Source organism: Shewanella algae, assembly GCF_009183365.2.
Classification (GTDB): Bacteria; Pseudomonadota; Gammaproteobacteria; order Enterobacterales; family Shewanellaceae; genus Shewanella; species Shewanella algae.
Window position 1 is genome coordinate 2,056,287 of record NZ_CP068230.1, and the last position, 19,054, is coordinate 2,075,340.

Sequence of the window (19,054 nt, forward strand, 5' to 3'; positions counted from 1 at the left end):
ATTACAGGGAACCTGAGTTGATCTTGCCGGTTTCCGGGAGAATTTCCACTATCACCCAGGCCCGGCCCCGCTTATGCAGGCGAATAGTTCTGTCATCGACCCAGGGGCGGCCACCTCTACGGCCGGTAAATTTGACCACGACAGTCACGTCATCGGTGAACTTGCGAAAGAAGTCGATATCTATCTCTTCAATCTCCAGGGTGACATCTGTCATCTGTAGATTGAGCATATGGCGCTGTACAGAGGCGGCGATATAGTAACTTTTCAGCACCTCCTTCATCGGATCATCGACATAATGAGTTGCCTTCTCGACATCCTTATCTACGTAGATGGCCTGAAAGAATCCCAGGGCGACTTGTTCCGGGCTATCTATGGTGGCTTTACTCGGGTCATCATTGCAGCCAAATAGGCCTAGCAGACAAAGAAAAAGTAAATATCTCATAGTGTTGACCCTGATGATTGGTGCCAAACAGTATCGGTTTTTTTAGTATTGATCGCAAGCCGATGCCGCACGCTTGACGGGATCGGCGATCCTGTGGCATATAAAGAGGATAGCGCAGAGATTCTTATCCACAGAATCTGTGGACAAGTGTGTTGAAGACTCGATAGATACTTCCTAAGCGATTGATATCGTCGTTAAATTGTCGCTGGTTATTTTTTGACGCTTGGCACTTTTCCCTATCCGTTTCTCTCCTGATGACTCATTCCTGGCTGAATCATAACTGGCGTAAAGGAGCCTTTGCGTTGATTTTGTACAGCTTTTGCAGATAAAAGCCGCAGTCAGTATCCAATATCAGTTCTTATAGAGGTTTGAACTGCCAGTTCCAAAGGGTAGGTTGAAAAGACGCGCATGTGTGCAGGCCGGCATCGATTTATCCCGATAAACCTTTCATTACCCAATCTGTTCCCCAGCTTTTGATGCTCGCTGAGTGAGCTCCTATGTGAAATAGACTACAAAAAAGCGCCTGCCGGAGCAGACGCTTTTCTTGAATTGGCTATCGGACCATTAATTACTCTGAGTGGCCTGAATGGCCGTCAGGGCGATGGTGTAGACTATGTCATCCACCAAGGCGCCACGGGACAGATCGTTCACCGGCTTACGCATACCTTGCAGCATAGGGCCTATGCTGATCAGATCGGCGCTTCGTTGAACCGCCTTATAAGTGGTGTTACCCGTGTTGAGATCCGGGAACACAAACACAGTTGCCTTACCGGCAACCGGGCTGTCCGGCGCCTTGGAGCGAGCCACGTTGGGCATTACTGCGGCGTCGTACTGTAGTGGGCCGTCAATCACCAGATCCGGACGCTTCTCTTTGGCAATCCGGGTGGCTTCGCGCACCTTATCCACATCCGAGCCTGTCCCTGAGTCACCGGTAGAGTAGCTGATCATCGCGACTCTGGGCTCAATGCCGAAGGCTTTGGCCGACTCGGCCGATTGGATGGCGATATCGGCCAACTGCTCGGCATTGGGATCCGGGTTGATGGCGCAATCACCATATACCAGCACTTGATCCGGCATCAGCATGAAGAAGATGGAAGAGACCAGGCTGGAGCCGGGCGCAGTCTTAATCAGCTGCAGTGGCGGACGAATGGTGTTGGCCGTGGTGTTGACCGCACCGGAAACGATACCGTCCACTTCATTCTGGGCCAGCATCATGGTGCCCAGCACCATGTTGTCTTCCAACTGCTCACGGGCAACCACTTCGGTCAGGCCCTTGTGACGGCGAAGATCCAGCATAGGTTCGACATAGCGCTCACGCACTTCATCGGGATCGATAATCTCGACATCCTCTCCCAGAATGACATCCTGCTGGGCTGCGATACGCAGAATTTCGTCACGTTTGCCTAGCAGTACGCAGCGTGCAATACCGCGCTCGGCGCAGATGGCGGCGGCTTTGATGGTGCGCGGCTCATCGCCTTCAGGCAGCACCACAGTCTTACGGGCGGCGCGGGCCAGCTCGGTAAGTTTGTAGCGGAAAGCCGGTGGCGACAGGCGGTGCTCGCGAGGCGAGTTTTCGGTGACGCTTTCAATCCAGCTCTGATCGATATGACCGGCAACATATTCCTGTACCAGTTCAATACGCACTGCATCGTCCACAGGTACTTCGTGGTCAAAGCGTTGAATATTGAGCGAGGTCTGCCAGGTATTGGTGTCGATAAGGAACACAGGCAGGCCGGTTTCAAAGGCCTGTTCACATAAGGCCATGATCTCAGGCTCAGGTTCATAACCGCCGCTCAGCAGCAAGGCACCAATCTTGACGCCGTTCATCGCTGCCAGACAGGCAGAAACGATAACATCGGAGCGATCGCCAGAGGTGACCAGCAGCGAGTCTGTCTTAATGTGCTGCACCATGTTGGGAATAGAGCGGGCACAGAAGGTTACCTTGCGCAGACGGCGAGTGTTCATCTCACCGGCATTGATGATGCGGGCACGCAGGTGCTTGGCCAAGTCGGATGCTCTGGGGGACACCAGATCCAGGTTGTAAGGCACGCTGCCGAGGATCCTCAGTGGGCTCTTGCCCGGCAACTGGAACATACCGGCAGTATCGCTGCGCTGAACGCCTTGATGGTCGAATACTTCAGACAGATCCGGGCGGGCACGGCCTTCGTCGTCCACCGGCGCGCCAATCTTGTTGATGATGGCACCGATAAGACGCTTGTTCTTGTTGCCGCCCCAGGAGTTAAAGGCGATTTCGAGGCGGTTCATCAGTCCGGTCGGGCTGTCGTTGCCTGGGGTTGCCACAAAGATCACATCGGCGTCGAGCGCCTTGGCAATGGCATAATTGACATCATCGGCAAACGGATGGCTACGGGTGTGCACCAGGCCTTCGATGATCAGGGTTTCAGTGTTGTCGGCAATTTCACTGGCGCGGGCAATGATTTGCTCCATTAACACGTCGGTCTGATCGGCACGGATCAGCGCTTCGGCGTGGGCCATTTCAAACGGCTCAAGCGGGTTGACCGTGGGGGATTTGCTGAGGATGGTGGTTGAACGCTCAGGGCCGTGATCCTGCGGGCGCAACTGGGAAATGGGTTTAAAGAATTGCACTTTAACGCCGTGGCGTTCCAATGCACGAACCATCCCCAGGCTGATAGACGTCAGACCGACGCCAGTGCCTATGGGGATCAACATAATGTTACGGGACATAAAAACCTCTTCGGAGTCGATGGTTTTCCGGTGAATCTTGTAAAGTCAAAAAACATGAAAGCCGCCAGGTTAACCAGGCGGCTGATTGGTCATATTATTCTTCTATCAAACTAATAGCGTCTTCGGCGATGACCCACTCTTCATTGGTGGGAATGACCATGGCCAGAGTGCCTTCATCTTTAGTGATAATTCCGCCATTGCCGAAGCGGGCGGCCAGGTTGCGTTCATCATCGACCTGGAAGTTGAAGATGGACAGTAGTTCCAGCACTTTCTTGCGGATAATGTCGGAGTTTTCACCTATGCCGCCGGTAAAGACCACGGCATCCAGACGGCCCAATGGCACAGTGTAGGAGGCGATATATTTTGCCAGACGATAGCAGAAGATTTCCAGTGCCAGTGTCGCACCTTTGTGACCTTCGGCATATCCTTCCTCGATACCACGGCAATCATTGGTCAGTTCGCTGATCCCCAAAAGGCCGCTCTGCTTGTTCAGCAGGTTGTTGACCTCTTCCAGGGTGTAACCCAGTTGGTGCACCAGATGATAGATGATGGAGGGGTCGATATCGCCGCAGCGGGTTCCCATCACCAAACCTTCCAGTGGTGTCAGGCCCATGGAAGTATCCATGCTCTTGCCGCCTTTAACCGCCGTGACCGAAGCACCGTTGCCCAGGTGAGCACAGATTACATTGGTATCTGCCAGCTCTTTACCCAGCACCTTGGCCGCTTCACGGCTGACAAACAGATGGCTGGTGCCGTGCATGCCGTAACGACGAATGCCGTGCTCACGGTAAAGCTTGTAGGGCAGGGCATAGACAAAAGCGTGCTCAGGCATACTCTGGTGGAAGGCGGTGTCAAACACGGCAACCTGAGGCAGGCTTGGGAACGAGGCCATGGCAGCACGAATACCTATCAGGTGCGCCGGATTGTGCAGCGGTGCCAGTGAGGCACAGTCTTCGATACCTTTGATCACCTGGTCGTCAATGATAACCGAGCGGGTGAATTTTTCGCCGCCATGCACGATACGGTGACCCACCGCTAGGATCTGTGACGCCAGTTCAGGCAGGGGAGCCAGGATCTGGTTTACAATAAACTCCACGGCTTCACGGTGCGCGGTAAATGCGCCCAGTGCGGCTTCATGCTTTTCGCCATTGTGTTTCCATTTGATGCGGGAGTTTTCCAGACCAAAGCACTCGGCCAGACCTGAAATCTGATCATCGCCCGTGAGTGCATCCATGACTGCAAATTTCAAAGAAGAACTGCCGCAATTTAGAACCAATACCAGTTTTTTAGACATGTTAAAAACCTTTCGCCGTTTTTAATTAATGAGTTACGGGTGAACTGGACTCGCCTGTAACCTGTTTCACTGCGTTCCTGCCGTCAAGCCGTTGTTGGGGCCGAATAGGGAACTGTGCTAAGGTAAAAGCAATATTATGCTTGTTTCAGGTGCCTTGATTGAGCCTTAACTTTCTCAAAACCGTGAGGGAAGGTCATCGTTATATGAAGACCTGGCCCATGGTCAGACAACTGGGTTTCTTTTTTCCTGAGTTTCGCGTTATTCGTGCCACTCAGTTGGCGTTGCAGTTTATGCCTGTGTTGGCCATGCTATCGGCTGCCACGCCACTCTATTTCTATGGTTGGGACTATCTGCCCCAGGCCATAGCTATCTTTCTGTTCTTTCTCAGCCTGCCTTTGCAGGGCTATCTGTGGCTGGGTTGGCGTGCTCGCCATCCCTTGCCGCTGTCCTTGCTCGATTGGGGTAATCAACTCAATGCCAAGCTTTCCGGGCTTGGGGTGAGCAGTCGTCCTTTAGGAGCCAAGGCCTGCTATATGGATATGGCGCAGATCCTCAAATTGGCCTTTGAACGTCTCGATGCCGGTTTTTGGGAAGAACTCTGAATCAGTAGCCGGCATTGATCCCTTTCTGGATAAATATAGCCTTTATTCGCTCCATGGTTTCGCGATCCGGCGGCGATACGCCGTCGAGTTCATAGTGCTCACCCATGGCTTCCCACTTGTGTTTGCCCAGTTCGTGGTAGGGCAGTAATTCCACTTTTTCCACATTGGTCATTGGCTTGATAAATTCAGCCAGTTTTTCGGCCGAGGCTTCATCGTCTGTATAGCCGCCGACAACCACGTAACGGATCCAGGTTTTCTGGCCTCGTTTAGCCAGATATTCGGCAAACTGCAATGTTCGCTGGTTGCTGACCTTGGTGAGATCTATGTGCTTGGCATCATCCATCTGTTTGATGTCCAGCAGTACCAGATCAGTGTTGTCCAGCAACTGGTCGATCACCTCTGTGTATTTACGGACAAAGCCGTTGGTGTCCAAACAGGTGTGAATGCCTTCGGCCTTGCAGGCCTTGAATAGCTCGGCAACGAATTCAGCCTGTAACACTGCTTCACCACCGCTGGCGGTCACGCCACCACAGCTGGCTTCCAAAAAAGGTCGGTAGCTGACTATCTGTTCCATCAGCTCCGCGACCGTAACTTCCTTGCCGCCATCCAGATCCCAGGTGTCGCGGTTGTGACAGTATTTACAGCGCATCAGGCAACCCTGCATAAAGGCGATAAAGCGAATGCCGGGACCATCTACTGTGCCAAAGGATTCCACCGAGTGGATCCGTCCTTTTACTGTCATGTGCTCTCCTTGGAATGGCTGCAGCGGCGGCCGCTGCAGCCTGGTTTCAAACGCGGATTACAGTGCTTTGGTGAAAGTACGGGTAATCACGTCTTGCTGTTGCTCAGGGGTCAGTGAGTTGAAGCGCACTGCATAGCCTGAAACACGTATGGTCAGCTGTGGATACTTGTCAGGGTTGACGACAGCATCTTCCAGCATTTCACGGTTCATCACGTTGACGTTCAGGTGCTGACCACCTTCATGGCCTGGCTTGTGGGAGAAGTATCCATCCATCAGCGCAGCCAGGTTGGTGCGGCGGGCATCTTCATCTTTACCCAGTGCATTGGGCACAATGGAGAAGGTGTAAGAGATACCGTCCTGAGCGTGAGCGAAGGGCAGCTTGGCCACTGAAGTCAGTGAAGCGATAGCGCCTTTCTCGTCACGGCCGTGCATTGGGTTGGCACCCGGGGCAAATGGTGCACCGGCGCGGCGACCATCCGGAGTGTTACCTGTCTTCTTACCATACACCACGTTGGAAGTAATGGTCAGGATTGACTGGGTTGGGATGGCGTTACGGTACATCTTCTTGTCACGAATTTTGGCCATAAAGCCTTCAACCAGCATACAGGCGATGTCGTCAACACGGGCGTCGTTGTTACCGAACTTGGGATAATCACCCTCGATTTCGAAGTCTACGGCAATACCGTTTTCATCGCGAACCGGTTTCACCTTGGCGTACTTGATGGCAGACAGTGAGTCGGCAGCAATAGACAGACCGGCGATACCACAGGCCATGGTGCGACGTACGTCTCTGTCGTGCAGCGCCATCAGCGCGGCTTCGTAAGAGTACTTGTCGTGCATGTAGTGGATGGTGTTCAGCGCAGTGACATACTGAGTTGCCAACCAATCCATCAGGCCATCGAGACGGCTCATGACGTCATCATAGTTGAGCACTTCGTCGGTGATAGGATCTGCCTTGGGAGCAACCTGAATTTTCAGCTTTTCATCCACACCACCGTTGATGGCGTACAGCATGGTCTTGGCCAGGTTGGCACGGGCACCGAAGAACTGCATGTGCTTGCCCACAACCATGGGGCTCACGCAGCAGGCGATGGCGTAGTCATCGGACTCGAAGTCAGGGCGCATCAGGTCATCGTTTTCATACTGGATGGAGCTGGTGTCGATAGACACTTTGGCGCAGTATTTTTTGAATGGCTGAGGCAGCTGCTCGGACCAAAGCACAGTGATGTTTGGCTCTGGGCTTGGACCCATGTTGTATAGGGTGTGCAGGAAGCGGAAGCTGGTCTTGCTCACCAGTGGACGACCGTCCAGACCCATACCACCGATAGATTCGGTAGCCCAGATTGGGTCGCCGGAGAACAGCTCATCGTATTCAGGAGTACGCAGGAAGCGCACCATACGCAGTTTCATCACGAAATGGTCGATCATTTCCTGAGCCTGCTCTTCGGTGAGCACGCCGTTTTTCAGATCGCGTTCGATATAAACGTCGATGAAGGTTGAAGTACGACCCAGAGACATGGCGGCGCCGTTTTGGCTCTTCACCGCGGCCAGATAGCCGAAGTAGGTCCATTGGATGGCTTCTTTGGCATTCTTGGCAGGGCCGGAGATGTCATAACCGTATTTGGCTGCCATCTTCTTCATCTTGCCCAGCGCTCTGTGCTGCTCGGCAATCTCTTCACGCAACTGGATAACGTTGCTCAGATCTTCACCGGCTTCCATCTGAGCCTGCAGTGAAGTGAACTGGGCAACCTTGTCCTTCATCAGGTAGTCGATACCGTAGAGGGCTACGCGACGGTAGTCACCAATGATACGGCCACGACCGTAGGCATCGGGCAAACCTGTCAGTACACCTGACTTACGGCAAGCGAGGATTTCCGGAGTGTAAACATCGAACACGCCCTGGTTATGGGTCTTACGCAGTTCGGAGTAGACATATTTGATTTCAGGATCCAGCTCGCGATCATAGGCGGCGCAGGAGCCTTCAACCATACGGATACCACCGTTGGGCAGCATGGCGCGTTTGAGTGGCGCATCAGTCTGCAAACCAACAATAGTTTCCAGTTCCTGATTGATGTAGCCGGCATCATGGGAATCTATGGTAGAGACTTTGTCTGTATCAAAGTCGACCGGAGCGTGGGTGCGGTTTTCCTGCTTGATGCCTTCCATGACTTTGTCCCACAGGGCTGTGGTCGCAGTGGTGGGGCCAGCCAGGAAAGACTCATCACCTTCATAGGGGGTGTAGTTCTTCTGGATAAAGTCACGTACATTGACTTCGGTCTTCCAATCGCCGGGAACAAAGCCTTCCCATGCGCTTGCAAACAGCTCAGTTTTCTCGGTCATAGTACTCATACCTTCTAGTTGAGATAAAGTTACTTGCTGGCCTCGCTGCCTTGCTTGGCCAGCAAGGGACGGCGATACACAAACCAGTAAGTCAACCCTACAAATAAAGCTCCCCCCACGATATTACCCAGAGTGACGGGAACCAGATTATGGAACACGAATTGGCTCCATGTGAGATCGGCAAACTGCTCGGGGCTGACCCCGGCGCTTGTCCAGAATTCAGTGCCGGCCATATTTTTGCTGGTAATGGCCATAGGAATAAGGAACATGTTGGCGATACAGTGCTCAAAGCCTGCGGCGACAAACATGGCAACCGGCAACACCACGGCCAGCAGCTTGTCAGTGACCGAGCGACCGGCATAGGCCATCCATACCGCCAGACACACCATGATGTTACACATGATCCCGAGGGCGATGGCCTGGAAAAAGTCATGGTGCAGTTTGGCCTGAGCTGTCTTCATATAACCAAGGCCTATCAAACCGTGGCCGGCATCATAGTGTTTGGCGGTGATCATCAGGCCTACCAGTAGCATGGCGCCGATAAAGTTGCCCAGATAGACCAGCCCCCAGTTGCGCAGTAAGGCTTTGGTGGTGACCCGTTTGCTGGCTCTGGCAGTAATGGTTAATACAGTAGAGGTGAAGAGTTCGCCGCCCAGAACCACCACCAACATCAGGCCCAGGCTGAAGCACAGGCCGCCGATGAGTTTGTTGAGACCGTAGGGAAGGGCGCTGCCACCGGCAGTGGCGACAACATAGAAGATAAACGCGAGGCCAATAAACACCCCCGCAGTCATGGCCAGCAACAGGGTCGACTGGGTATCGCGGCCGATTTTGACGACGGCCGCATCCTCGACCTTCTGCGCAGTATTGGCAGGGGTTGATGCATCAAATGGGCTAGGACTGTTGTTCATAGCTGCCTTCTTTCGCTCATTTGGTGGCTGGCCACCGGTTTAGGTTATGAAATTCATTTATCGCTTGTTCTGTGTGATGACCCTTGAGCCATCGAATTCGTTAACTATAAGCAAAATGTAATTAAATTACGTGATTCAGATCAATTTAATCGTCGTACAATCTGAATTATGAAATTAAACTACTTTTTGCCATTCCTTTTTTGCCTGAAAAACAGTCTTGAAACAATTCACCACAATCTTAATTATCTTGCAGTGTTATCTACCGCAGCCTGTGCTTTCTATTTGGTGTTTAACCCAAGCCTAAGCTTGTAACACGTTATAAAAGTCCAATCTGTGCTGTTGCTCGCGATGAATGGCTGCAAACTGGAAATGTTTACATCTCCCATGTTGCCGCAATCTCCACCTTTTTTACTTACAGAGCCCAGGTTGAGGTTTTAGCTACCCCGAGAAAGTCTGTTCAAAGAATCGCTCGTTATGCATCGAACCTTAAAATTGGTCTTACCAATTTACCACAAAAATATTAACACAGAGCCGCGCTGTCGGCATCTGATATCGGCCTTTACCCACAGGGAAAAGCTAAATTTTGCGAGCAGGTTAACAATTGTATGCCATAGCGCCGACACTGGGGGATCCGCCGACAGTCTATTTAAGTAAATCCTTATTCCTGCGGCTTCACAAACTGGTGTCAAAGTTTGAGTCAGGTCTTGAATTTTGGGCCGTTGTGACCTGTTCGGGAGCAGGCTCAGGGCTGTGAGTCCTGTCATGGTTAATTCGGCATGCAGTCAAAAAGTTAACGGAATATCATCAGGTAACTGGGTGATAACTTTATCCCACAACCAAAGCGTAACTTGAGTCATGCCTTGGCACTCGGGGGAAGAGTTGATTAGAATCAACGCTTTCTTTTTGCTGTCACGCTCCAACCCCAGGAGCAATCCAAGGAGGCCGTTATGCCATCCATGGCACGTCTGGCCATCATACTTACCCTGATTTACGCCCTGTTGTGGGCTCTGGGGCCCCTGTTGACCGATATGGGTGTCTGGGACTCAAAACCTGACTATTACGGCCTGCCGTTGTGGTTTTGGCTGTCCTGTATCCTGACCCCGCTGTTTTTCATTATGGGACTCTTCTACCTGTTTGGCCGGGGAGGGCATAAAGAGTGACCACTCTTATCCCCGTATTACTTTATCTGTTGCTCAGCCTGGTGTTGACCCGCTTTATTGCCGCCAGACAAGACAAGGCCAGCCTCTATCAGGATAAGGCGGCGCGCTTTTTTATCGGTGGCCGTTTTCTCAATGGCCCCATGTTGGCCTTGACGCTGGTGGCCACCTATACCAGCGCCAGCTCTTTTATCGGTGGTCCGGGCGCCGCCTACAAGATAGGTTTGGGCTGGGTTTGGCTTGCCTTGATCCAGGTGCCGGTCGCCATGCTGACCCTGGGAGTGCTGGGGCCGAAGATCCTCGCGGCCAAGGCGCCTTACGCCACCTTAATTGAATGGTTGGACGCTCGCTTCGAACATAAAGGAGTCAGCACGTTGGCGCTGGGCTCCTTGGTGCTTGGATTTATCGCCATGATAACGGTGCAGTTTATCGGTGGCGCCAGGTTGTTTGCCGGGGTCAGCGGTATCGACTACAGCCTGGGGCTGGCACTGTTTGTGGTGACAGTGTTGGCTTACACCCTGAGCGGTGGTTTTAGGGCGGTGACCATCACAGATGCCTTTCAGGGAATAGTAATGCTACTGGGGCTCCTGCTGCTGTTTTTCACCCTGCTTGGCCATGGCGGTATGACAGAGTTGATGTCCAAGGTGGCCAGCGAAGATCCGGCCTTGTTGCAGCCCCACGGCAATGAAGGGCAACTGGGCTGGCCCATGATGCTGTCGTTTTGGGTGCTTATCTGTTTCGGTACGCTTGGGCTGCCACATACTGTGGTGCGTTTATTGGCGGTTAAAGATACCCAGGCGCTCAAGAAAGGCATTATTTGGGGCACCCTTATCAGTGTTTTGATGACACTGTTACCGCATCTTATCGGTTTGATGGGCAGGGCACTTTATCCCGATTTGCAGGTACCGGATGAGATCATGCCTACCTTGATCTCCGGACTGTTTTCGCCACTTTTGGCCGGGGTGTTGCTGGCGGCGCCCATCGCCGCCGTGATGTCGTCGGTGGACTCCATGTTGCTGCAGGCGGCGGTCAGTCTGGTGCGGGATGCCTGGGTTAAGGTGAGGCCACAAACCTCGGCGCAAAGCCAGCTGCGTTTGAGCCGCATTGTCATGTTGATGATTGCTGCGCTCGCCTGTTACTGGGCGCTGGAGCCGCCGGCCATGATAGTCTGGCTCAATCTGGCGGCTTTCGGCGCGCTGCAGGCGGTGTTTCTCTGGCCAATATTGGCGGCGGTATTCTGGCCTTCATTGACTGGCAACTCGGTGTTTGCCGCGATGATTTCCGGATTGCTGAGTTATGGAATGCTGCAATGGCTGGCCTTGCCTTTGCCGCTTCATATTCACCCTGTGGTACCGGCCTTGCTGGTTTCCCTCTTGGCCATGCTGGGCTGTCAGGCATGGTTGCCGGTACGGGAAGTTTTGGTTACCACACAGGACAAAGCGGAATGAAGCTCCATGCTTGATTGTTGAGGATGGAATTAAACAAAAAAAGCGCAGTCATTGACTGCGCTTTTGGCTATTAAAGCGCTTATCAGAAGCGGATCTGATAACCCGCGTAGACTACGCGACCGATAATGTTGTGGGTATCGGCGTCATAACCTGGGTAAGACAGCTCATAGTTCACCGCAGGCATGGCATCGAACAGGTTACGGGCACCGACTGTGACTTTACCAAACTTGTCAAAGTCATAGTTCATGGCCAGATCCCAAGTGGTGAAGGAACCGAAGTCCTGCTTGTCGATATTGGCAGCTTGCTGCTGTGGCGTTTCACCGGCATAGGAGTCTATGTACTTGGCGATCAGCGAGGCGCTGAAGGCATCATACTCATAGCTGAAGGTGGAGTTGAAACGCAGCTCAGGATATCCCTTGGTACCCAGCACGTCGTAACGTGGGTCGACCGGGCTGGCCTGCTCTGTGTATTCCAGTGCATAGGTGCCTTCCAGTGCGAACTTCAGGTTGCCGTAGTTACCCAGCTCGAAGCGCGAGCTGAAAGATACGTCCAGACCCGAGGTTTGTACCCCGTCCATGTTGATGTAGCCGGCGCCAATCTCTTCAATCTTGCCGTCGGTATCACGCTTCACATAGACATATTTAGGATCGTACGCACCGAGGCCGGTCGTGGCTTCCAGATCCAGAATAGTCTGGGCACCAACGTAGCTGACCTGGTTGCTGATCTCTATGTTGTAGTAGTCCACAACCAGAGAGATATCATCAGTGATGTTCCACACTGCACCGAAGGCATACTGATCAGACTCTTCAGGTTTCAGCTCCGGATTACCTGAACTCTTGCGCAGATACTGAGTTGACTCACACACATCAGCGCCTTCGCGTTGGTCAGCCGGCAGCATCTGACAGCCTTTGGTGTCGATCACTCTGTCATAACTGGTCGCGGCTTCGCCCAGCAGATCATCCAGTGACGGAGCACGGAAACCCTGGCCGTAAGAGGCGCGCAGTACCAGGTTATCCAACAACTGGTAACGCAGGTTGATAGAGCTGGACAGCTGGCCTTCGTCCGGCAGGCTGTATTGGTCATAACGGCTGGCCAGTTTAACGTTCAGATCGTCAGTGACCGGCAGTTCCAGCTCAACAAAGGCAGCCTTGTAGTTACGCTCACCGGCGGAGTCACCACCGTAAGTACCCAGTACTTTGCCGGCAGCTTGCTGCGCGTCGCGGCGATCGCTGAATTCCATCTTCTGGTACTCGGCACCCACGGCATAACCTATGTCACCGCCTGGCAGTGCGATAGGCGCCAGCGCAGCCCAGGAAATGGCAGTCGCTGTGGTCTTGGAGTCAGCTTGACGGGTGGCGGTGTGCAGGAAGCTGTCCAGGGTTGCCTGAGTCGCATTGCCGCCCAGAACAAATGGGTTGTACAGGCCGGCGTCTACGGCTTGTTGCAGGTTGTCTTCAAACACGTAGGAGTCAGTGCTTATGTCTACCTGCTGATCTGAGTACTGTACATACCAGTTCAGTGAACCGGCATCCAGCTCCAGGTTCAGACCGGTAACCACGTCAATCACATCGGACTTGAACGTTGTGCTGCGATCGGCCACACCGGTAAGACGGTGGTAAGCCTGTACTTCGCTGGCGTTGGCCGTGCCATAAGTTGGATTCAGTGGGTTGTCGGCAGCTATGTACAGGTTAGGGGTCCACAGTGCGGTAGAGGAAGTCGTGGACTTGTCACGCATCACAATCGCCTGACCGAACCATTCCAGGTTGTCGGTAATTCTGTAAGTCAGGTTACTGAACAAAGAGTCTTTGGTCTGATCCGGCAGGTAATCGGTGCCTTCATACATGCTATAGCCACAACGTGGACCATCTTTGCTCTGAACGATTTGATCGGCCGGACAGTCTTTACCCGGTACATAGTTACCTGTGTAGGTTGGCGTTTCAAAGGTTCCGTCTTCTTTTTTGCCTGGGCGGGCAGCCACAGGGCGCCAGGTACCTTCCGGTGCATACAGAGAGCTGCGGCCATAGGCCTCATCCCAGTTGGCGGTCAAATGATCACGCTGACCACCCTTGAGAGGATCAAACTTCTTGTGCTCTATGATTACCAGGCTGGTGCTCTTATCGCCTGTGTTACCGAAGGTCATCGACGCCGACATTTCATCACGGCCACCCTGAGTCGGGTTGGCGTATTTCAGATCGAATCCAAGACCGTCATAGTTCTTCTTCAGAATGATGTTGATTACACCACCAATGGCATCGGAACCATAGATGGCAGAAGCGCCGTCACGAAGGATCTCAATGCGCTCGATGGCGTCCATAGGGATCAGGTTAAGGTTGGTTGCATCGGCACCAAAAGTGGCTGATGGTGCGATACGGCGGCCGTTGATCAGGGTCAGGGTGCGGTTTGAACCCAGACCACGCATGCCCGAGCTGGCATGGTTACTGGCAGAGCTGCCGGCGTCGCTGATGAAGCTGCCCGCAGTGTTATATGGCATTTGTGCCAGTACCGCAGAAACATCTGTCAGGCCGGTTTTGGCTATGTCTTCAGAACTCATCACAGTTACCGGCAGTGCCGATTCCATGTCGGTACGCTTGATACGTGAACCGGTAACTTCGATGCGCTCCAGTTGTTCGTTTTCGTTGGCTTGAACTGCAGGTAGGCTAAGAGTGGCCGCTGCTGCGCCGCCAAAGAGGGCGAAGCGCACAGCTTTGCTGACACTGAGATTCATCATTTATATCCTTTTATGATATTTATTTTGTCTTTTTGTATTTATTCGAGCCGGCATAGAACAATTCGGCGACAAAATGTAACCATTAAGATACAAATAATACAAGCGGTTAAATGCTTGTTACCCGATTATTTATTGTAATAAAGATGTAATCAGATGTTTTGAAACTATTAAAAAACATTAGTAACCACATTTAAAAACATGATAAAAACATTTGATTAACATTTGCGGGGTTGGTTGAATAAATAATAAGCGGCGCAAAATGCGCCGCTTATTTACCGAATAATATTCAGTTTAAATGAGCTTAGAAGGAATAGCTCAGACTTGTGTAGTAGAAGCGACCGACGTTATCGTACGCTGCAGAACCTGCTGTGGTACCGGTCGTACCATAAGGCAAGTCTTTATCGAACAGGTTATCGATACCGAACTTAAGCGTTATACCGGAATCAAACTGATAACCCACGGCGACATCACTGATGAAGTAATCGTCGTACTGCATGTTTGAACTTGGGTTTGCGTTGCGGGCCAGTTCCTTATCTGTGTACAAGCTGACGTCATTGACGAAACGGGTACGCCAGTAGCTGAGCCAGTTTTCATACTTGTAGTTCAGGGTCAGGTTGGCCTGCCAATCTGCATATCCCAAAGTGCCGGCCAATTCTTCGTAATCGCTGGGATTATCCTGGAAGGAGAAGTTCCGGCGCTTAAGCAGGTGAGTCGCAATCAGGTTGGCACTGAAATCACCACCCAGAATGTCAGTCTTATAAGCCAGATCCAGGTCAACACCAGAGGCCTCCAAGGCTGCAACGTTCAGAGAGTGACTCTGAATCAACGTTATCTGGTGTGAAGATGGGTCACGGGTGATCAGCGCGCAATACTGGTTATCTATACCACTGGTCGAATCCAGGCAGCGATCTATGATGTCCTGAGCCGCAATAGAACTGATGGCATCATCAATCTTGATATTCCAGTAATCGAGTGTCATAGATAGACCTTCGATAAACTCAGGTTGATAGATAAGCCCTACAGTGTAGCTGGTGGACTCTTCAGGTTTCAGTTCCCGGTTACCACTGCTCTTGCCTTCTATGCTTTTGGCATCGTACTGATCATTGAAATCAGTAGGTACACCCAGCGCGGCACAGTTCTTGCGGCGAGTGGAAGAATCGGCCAGGTTATTGAGGTTATCAATACGGCATGAATCATCAACCCGGAAGAAAGTTTGACTTGGGGCACCAAACAGCTCGCTGATATTAGGCGCTCGAATGGCTTCAGCATAGGTACTGCGCATTCTCAACTCGTCGTTGATTTCCCAGCTCAGACCGGCTTTCCAGGTGGTCGCATTGCCAATGGTGCTGTAATCGGCGAACCGTACGGCCAGATCCATATCCAACTGACGGATCAGCGGCAAGTCGGCCAGCAGAGGTATTGATACCTCGGCAAATACTTCCTTGACATCGAAATCACCTTTGTCTTCACCCAAGGCGTTGAAGAATGTGCCTGCAGCATTCTCAGGCTCTTTGATCTCACTCTCTTCTTTGCGGTACTCAACACCGGTAGACAGGCCTACATAACCGGCTGGCAGTTCGAATAGCCCGGAATTGGTGATAGTGCCACCCAAAACGGTTTGCTTGATCACTGCGGTGCCAACAGAAGTGGTATTGATGTAGTCAATGGCTTCCTGGCTTGGGTTACCTGCACCAAAAATGTTGACCGGCACACAACCTTCAGCACGGGCGGTTTCGCTGCGACAGACTATGTTACCGTCGAGCATGACAGCATCGAGGGCATTTTGGTAGTTGGCATAGATGAGGTTATTTTTGTTCACCCGTTCCAGATCTGTCTGGCCATAGATGGCGTACAGGTCATAATCCCAGTCATCAGCCAAGACGCCTTCTAGACCCAGTACGTAGCGCTGGGTTTCACGGGTGTCGTCCTCGACACGTTGGCCCAGGTCGGCCATGAAACGGTTGATGACGATTGAATCCAGTGGCTGAGGGTTACCGTCCGCATCCTTGTTGCTCTTCATCAGAGCAACAAGGTTGGGATCCAGATAAGGGTTATCAACCTTAATTGTGTTTACCTTGTTGCCAAAGAAGAAGGCAGGCTGACCATAATCACTGGCCTGACTGTTGACATATTTGGCCTCAAAGTAGAGGTTCATATCGTCATTCAGCTGATAATTGCTCTTCAGGTTGAGGTTATAACGCTTGAATTCTGGTTGCAGATCTTCAAACTGTCTCAAGTTGGTGAAGTCACAGTCGACACAATAGTTCCCATCAACTTTAGGGCCGATGTAGACATCACGGATAGTCCCGTCTGGATTGAAGGTCTTCCAACCATCCAGGAAGAAGGTACCGGCGTTGCTGATCTTATAATGTCCGCCGTTTGGCAGGAAATACTTGTCTGGATCAGACGAATCATTGGAATCGATATAGTTACCGTCGGCATCCTTGGGTCTGTTGGTATTTTTCAGACTGGTAAATGAGGTTTTGGTTTGATCACGATCGAACGCTCTGAGTCTATCCTGAGCGCTGTATTCTGCGGCGAAGGCGATATTACCGCGACCATCATTGATATCTGTACCGTAAGAAAGCGAAACTCTGTCTTTACCAAAACCACTGTCATCGGCTCGACCTTTGATAGCGGAAATATCCAAGCCGACAATGTCTTTTTTCAGAATGAAGTTAACTACGCCTGTTACTGCATCTGCACCATAAATAGCAGATGCACCACCCGTAATGACTTCCACTTTTTCGACCCAGGCACTTGGAATCGTGTTTACGTCAACCGAAGAGCTTCCCGCTGAGCTGGCAACATGGCGTTTACCGTTAACCAGCACCAAGGTTCTGTCGGTACCCATGGTACGCAGATCCAACAGGTTGGCTCCGGCAGTACCAATGTAACGTCCAGAGTTGGCGAGAGAATAGGTGTTACCTAGAGCAGGCAACTGGTTGAGGGCTTCACCTATGTTGGTAACACCGGTAGACAGAAGTTCTTCACCCGAAATTACTGTCACCGGGGTAGGGGCCACGGCACCTTCACGTACGATACGTGAGCCAGTGATAGAGATACGCTCAACGGCAGAATTAGCCGTTTGCTGATCTTGTTCTGCCGACAATGCTGGTGCGGAATAAGCTGCAGTTGCAACACCACCAATTAACGCAAAGCGCACTGCTTTGGCTAATTTAGAATTAGCTTGCATTATTTTCTCCCTGATACTTATGTGTGTTTTTATTTTTTTCATCCGAATTAATTAAAAAATGTTTCCGGATGTATCAGGAATATAACCTTAGTGAAATAAAAAGTGCAACAAGGATAATACAGATGTAATTAAATTATACTGAAACCAAATTTACTCATCTTGTTATCATAAATATAACGTACAGCGTTTATTTGTTCTGACTCTCTATCTTGCTGACTAATTAGTCATATTAATTAGTAAATTATTCTCTACTGTAAATTTGTGTGGAGTTAAATGTTTTATTAATGTTTAAACTTGTTCGTAGTGAAGAGTTGAATTTGTTTTGTCTAGGAGCTTGAGTAGATTTCAATGGACCATTGAAGATCCAATAAATCGCAAAAGCGTGATTTGCGTCACGCTTTTGCGGGTTTCTGTGTATGGGAATTTCAGTTTCCCAGAGACCAGGGGCGGTAGTGTCTGAGGTAACTGATAGCGACGAAGCCGACAATAGCACTGGCTATCACAAGCTCAATATTTCCAAGTAACGCCAGTGGCCGGTGCAACGATTGCAGCATGGGTTGGCTGTTGCACCAGGCGGCTGTTTTCAGTAGGGCAGTGGCTCCTATCACCATGGGGAAGGTGTAGGCAGCAAACCCAGGGCTGAAAGGGAGGCGCAGCAAGTGCAGGAAGGCCAGATAGATGACCAGGGTCATCAGCAGGGCCAGACTCAGCAGCAGGGCGACCAACCAAAGCTCAGGCTCCGGAGTCAGGGTCAGATAGCCGGCCAGAGACAGGCTGGCCGGTGCTGCCAGAATCGCTATGGTCGGCTTGGCTGCATCAGCGACCGGATTGCAGAAGATCAAGCGATAGAGCATCACAGGCAGCATCACCAAGTAACTGACCAAGCCGAACATCAGAATGATGTGAGCGATTTGGGCGCCTACCTCGCCGGCTTCGGCGCCGGGAAAGGTCACGGCGGCCACCACCATGCCGATAGGGGGCACAAACCAACTGGGCACCATATGCTCCAGGTTGAAGTCCATTGCTCTATGCAGCACAAAGGCCGCCAGTAAACAGCAGTGAATGGCGATAGCCGTCAACCAGATCAGGAAGCCACACAAAGGAAGATGGATCCCTACGGCTTTGGAGATCACCATCAGTGCCATGGCAAAGGTGGGCAGCACACTGCCGACCACAGGGTGGCGCAGTTCTTCATTCAGTAATTCAGGATGCAGAATGAATTTGACTGTCAGCAGAGACAGTAATATGCCGGCAATCGCCGCGCCCAATGCCAGGCCGGGAAATTCTGCTGACACGTTTTCCCAGGCCCAGCCCAGGCTGGCGATAGCCAGCGCCAATCCGGCCAGTGGGCTTGGCAGCCGCCTGAAGGCGGCTTTACTGAATTTGGACTCGCGAGTGCTGAGTTCTTCAGTGGTAGTGGCAACGAGTTTCATACTGTGACCTCTAGATTCCGATTTGATGGTCCTAGTCTAAAACCGGCCTTTGATT

Annotated in this window: 12 protein-coding genes; 3 read left to right on the forward strand and 9 right to left on the reverse strand. The window is 51.7% G+C overall.

Annotated elements, in window-relative coordinates:
- Position 1 precedes the first annotated feature (1 nt).
- The 3 genes from E1N14_RS09145 to ackA all read right to left on the reverse strand — a co-directional run bounded on the left by E1N14_RS09145 (position 2) and on the right by ackA (position 4,442).
- Positions 2 to 442 (reverse strand): hypothetical protein, encoded by a 441-nt coding sequence (locus E1N14_RS09145; protein ID WP_025011776.1) that lies wholly within the window; start codon positions 440 to 442, stop codon positions 2 to 4.
- A gap of 564 nt (positions 443 to 1,006) precedes the next feature.
- Positions 1,007 to 3,148: a phosphate acetyltransferase gene (gene pta, locus E1N14_RS09150; RefSeq protein ID WP_028779376.1), complete on the reverse strand. Its 2,142-nt coding sequence runs from the start codon at positions 3,146 to 3,148 to the stop codon at positions 1,007 to 1,009.
- Positions 3,149 to 3,242: 94 nt separating this feature from the next.
- On the reverse strand, positions 3,243 to 4,442 hold the full coding sequence (ackA, locus tag E1N14_RS09155; RefSeq protein ID WP_025011777.1) for an acetate kinase: 1,200 nt from the start codon (positions 4,440 to 4,442) through the stop codon (positions 3,243 to 3,245).
- 158 nt (positions 4,443 to 4,600) lie between these two features.
- Here ackA and yfbV point away from each other — a divergent pair, with 158 nt between their 5' ends.
- A complete protein-coding gene (gene yfbV / locus E1N14_RS09160) occupies positions 4,601 to 5,044 on the forward strand; it encodes a terminus macrodomain insulation protein YfbV (protein WP_062793867.1) in 444 nt (147 codons plus the stop codon).
- 1 nt (position 5,045) lies between these two features.
- Here yfbV and pflA read toward each other — a convergent pair whose 3' ends face one another.
- The 3 genes from pflA to focA are packed head-to-tail and all read right to left on the reverse strand — an operon-like array spanning position 5,046 to position 9,037.
- Positions 5,046 to 5,786, reverse strand: coding sequence for a pyruvate formate lyase 1-activating protein (pflA, locus tag E1N14_RS09165; protein WP_025011778.1), 741 nt, complete (start codon positions 5,784 to 5,786; stop codon positions 5,046 to 5,048).
- A gap of 57 nt (positions 5,787 to 5,843) precedes the next feature.
- Positions 5,844 to 8,126 (reverse strand): formate C-acetyltransferase, encoded by a 2,283-nt coding sequence (pflB, locus tag E1N14_RS09170; RefSeq protein ID WP_028779374.1) that lies wholly within the window; start codon positions 8,124 to 8,126, stop codon positions 5,844 to 5,846.
- 29 nt (positions 8,127 to 8,155) lie between these two features.
- A complete protein-coding gene (focA, locus tag E1N14_RS09175) occupies positions 8,156 to 9,037 on the reverse strand; it encodes a formate transporter FocA (RefSeq protein WP_062793866.1) in 882 nt (293 codons plus the stop codon).
- A gap of 947 nt (positions 9,038 to 9,984) precedes the next feature.
- On the opposite strand from focA, the gene E1N14_RS09180 reads away from it, so the two are divergent.
- Positions 9,985 to 10,197, forward strand: a complete 213-nt coding sequence (locus E1N14_RS09180) for a DUF997 family protein (RefSeq protein WP_025011781.1) — start codon at positions 9,985 to 9,987, stop codon at positions 10,195 to 10,197.
- Entirely contained in the window at positions 10,194 to 11,642 is a 1,449-nt protein-coding gene (panF, locus tag E1N14_RS09185; protein WP_025011782.1) for a sodium/pantothenate symporter, read from the forward strand. The genes E1N14_RS09180 and panF overlap by 4 nt, the downstream gene beginning before the upstream one ends.
- Before the next feature lie 82 nt (positions 11,643 to 11,724).
- On the opposite strand, the gene E1N14_RS09190 is transcribed toward panF, so the two are convergent.
- The 3 genes from E1N14_RS09190 to E1N14_RS09200 all read right to left on the reverse strand — a co-directional run bounded on the left by E1N14_RS09190 (position 11,725) and on the right by E1N14_RS09200 (position 18,999).
- Positions 11,725 to 14,370: a TonB-dependent receptor plug domain-containing protein gene (locus E1N14_RS09190; protein ID WP_037437496.1), complete on the reverse strand. Its 2,646-nt coding sequence runs from the start codon at positions 14,368 to 14,370 to the stop codon at positions 11,725 to 11,727.
- A 301-nt stretch (positions 14,371 to 14,671) separates the two neighbouring features.
- Complete coding sequence (locus E1N14_RS09195) at positions 14,672 to 17,566, reverse strand: TonB-dependent receptor (RefSeq protein ID WP_062793865.1); 2,895 nt, start codon at positions 17,564 to 17,566, stop codon at positions 14,672 to 14,674.
- A gap of 425 nt (positions 17,567 to 17,991) precedes the next feature.
- Positions 17,992 to 18,999, reverse strand: coding sequence for a TDT family transporter (locus E1N14_RS09200; RefSeq protein ID WP_025011784.1), 1,008 nt, complete (start codon positions 18,997 to 18,999; stop codon positions 17,992 to 17,994).
- Positions 19,000 to 19,054 lie beyond the last annotated feature (55 nt).